2 protein-coding genes are annotated in these 2,923 nt (G+C 36.2%); both read left to right on the top strand.

Annotated features, from left to right (window positions below):
• The first annotated feature begins 743 nt into the window (after nucleotides 1–743).
• Nucleotides 744–2,336: a type I restriction-modification system subunit M gene (locus tag RCH56_RS07530; protein ID WP_306484364.1), complete on the top strand. Its 1,593-nt coding sequence runs from the start codon at nucleotides 744–746 to the stop codon at nucleotides 2,334–2,336.
• Nucleotides 2,333–2,923 (top strand): restriction endonuclease subunit S (locus RCH56_RS07525; RefSeq protein WP_306484363.1); only part of this gene is annotated, 591 nt, incomplete at its 3' end. The genes RCH56_RS07530 and RCH56_RS07525, both read left to right, overlap by 4 nt.

The following is a 2,923-nucleotide window of genomic DNA, read 5'->3' as shown; positions in this document are numbered from 1 at the left end:
TGGTTGTATTAGAAAAAATAGAATCTTGTATTTTGAATGGTTTCAGATGTATCGGACGTTTGAAAAAGAAGAATGGGAGTAAAAAATATTGCGAGCAATATTTTTTAAGTTTTCCACTATTTACCAAGGTGCGAAGCACCGCAGAATAAATGGATGGAAACCCTTCTGCAGGGAAGAAAAGCCGACGCGACAAATAGGAGCGTTGGCTTTTCTGATTCGCTAATGGGAATAGTCCCAACATATAAGGGTGACCGATGCATAAGCATCGGTCATTTTCGAGACGAAGCAAAGCTGAGTCCGAAAAACTAAGCGAGAGGCCAAAGGCCTCGAGAGGATATTATAGTTAATGACTTCTATAAAATTACGACGTCAAAAATCAATGGTTACAGAAGATTAAAAACTGTAACTGGGATTAAAGTGGGAACATTTTTAAAAAAAGAATAAATTGAATAATAGTTCGAAGTGATTTAAATTTGGGCAAAAAATTAGATCATAACTTAATGGTGTAAGATAAATCGTGTTGGTAGAAGTAATTGATACTTATTTCAGAACGATTTTTTTGTAAAAGAGAATAAACTTAATAATAGCTTAATGTAATTTATACGAGGAAAAAAGTATACCCTTATTTTTGAACTTATCCCTAAACTTGGATCTACTAGCAGAGTTAGTGTTAAAACTTACTCTGCTTTTTTTAGCTAAAAATAGCCTTTTTTGTTATAATTATACTAACAAGGAGTGTATATATGGAAACTACTATTAATCTTTACCAAAAATTATGGCAGGCTTCTGATGATCTTAGGTCTCAGATGGATGCCAATGAATATAAGAACTATTTATTAGGAATAATTTTTTATAAATATTTATCAGATAAGATGCTTGATGAGGTTGGCAAGTTACTTGAAGTTGATGATGCCGACCTTAAAACTATTCAGCAAATTTATCAAGAAGAGATGCAAGGAGATGATGCTGACCTTATTGTTGATGAGCTTAGGAATAAATTTTCTTTTGTAATATCCCCAGATCATACCTTTACTAATTTTATAAAGCAAATCGAAGAAGGCACATTCCAACTAGATGACCTGGGCCAGGCCTTCAATGAAATCGAGCGAGCTGATAAGGACTTCAATGGATTGTTTGAAGATATAGACCTCTACTCAAACAAGCTAGGAAAACAGCCACAGGAGAAGAACAAACGTATATCAAATGTTATGAAGCAATTTGCCGAGGTCAATTTTGCCAACTATTCTGGCGATGTACTTGGTGATGTTTACGAATATATGCTAGCAAACTTTGCTTCAGAATCAGGCAAAAAAGCAGGAGAGTTCTATACTCCACAGCCAGTATCAAGACTTATGGCTATGATAGCTATGGATGGCAAAGAAGATAAGGCGGGCCTTACTGTGTTTGACCCAACCCTTGGATCTGGGTCCTTGCTTTTAAATGTGAGAAACTTCTCCAATGAAGCAAACCGCATCAGATACTTTGGTCAGGAGCTAAACAATTCTACCTACAACCTATCTCGTATGAATATGATCCTCCACGACGTGCCACTTGAGTATCAGAGCTTAAACCAAGGCAACACCCTATCAGATGATTGGCCAGTAGATGAGCCAACCAACTTTGATGCAGTTCTTATGAATCCACCATATTCTGCCAAATGGGATGCGAGCAAGGGATTTTTGGATGATCCACGATTTTCTGAATACGGAGTCCTCCCACCCAAATCAAGGGCAGACTTTGCCTTCCTTCTCCATGGCTTCTACCATTTGAAAAACACAGGAACTATGGCAATACTTCTCCCACATGGAGTCCTCTTTAGGTCTGGGGCAGAGGCAAAGATTAGAAAAGTCATGTTAGAAAATGGATCAATAGATGCAGTCATAGGCCTTGCTCCAAATTTATTCTACTCTACAGGAATTCCAGTAAGTCTAATAATACTAAGGAAAGATAAGACTGACAGAAGTGTTTATTTCATAGATGCTAGCGAGGAATTTGTCAAAAAAGGCAACAAAAACGAGCTAACCGAAGAAAATATCCAAAAGATATACAAGGCCCTAAGGTCCAGGGAAGAAATAGACAAATTCGCCCACCTAGCAGGGTTTGATGAGATAGAAGAAAATGGCTTCAACTTAAATATCCCAAGATATGTCGACACCTTCGAAGAAGAAGAACCCATAGACTTGGCAGAAGTATCAAAGGATATCAAGTCTATCAATGAAGAAGCTGATAAGCTTAAGGCAGAAATCCTAGCTGATATGAAAAACCTTGTGGCAAACACAGATGAAGCTAAGGCGGAGCTTGAAGGATTTATGGAAATCTTAGGTGGTAATTTATGAGAAAGGTACCAGAGCTAAGGTTCGATGGTTTTGATGGGGAGTGGGAAGAAAAGAAAATAGATGACTTAGCTAGATTCTATTCAGGAGGAACACCTTCATCAAGGAATTCGACTTATTATAATGGAACCATTCCATTTATTAGATCGGGAGAAATTCATAGCGCATGCACAGAACTCTTCATATCTGAAGAAGGTCTTTTAAATTCATCTGCAAAGATGGTCGATGAAGGAGATTTAGTTTACGCATTGTACGGAGCTACTAGTGGTGAAGCTGATATTATAAAAATGAGTGGAGCTATAAATCAAGCTATTTTAGCTATAAAATTATATGACAATTACAATAGCGTATTTGTATTAAATTATTTAAATAAAAATAAAGAAATTATACTAAATAAATATCTGCAAGGTGGTCAAGGTAATCTATCAGCTCAAATTGTAAGGAATTTAAATATAAAAATTCCTTTTTTCGGTGAACAAGAAAAAATCGGAGACTTGTTTAAAAATATTGATGCTCTAATTGAAAAGCAAGAAGACAAAGTTTCCAAGATGGAAGATTTCAAAAAATCCATGCTCCAAAAAATGTTCCCT

Origin of the sequence: Anaerococcus sp. (genome assembly GCF_030825785.1) — a bacterium.
Lineage (GTDB): Bacteria > Bacillota > Clostridia > Tissierellales > Peptoniphilaceae > Anaerococcus.
The sequence above is the reverse complement of the archived record's forward strand: the minus strand, read 5'-3'. Positions and strand labels throughout refer to the sequence as shown.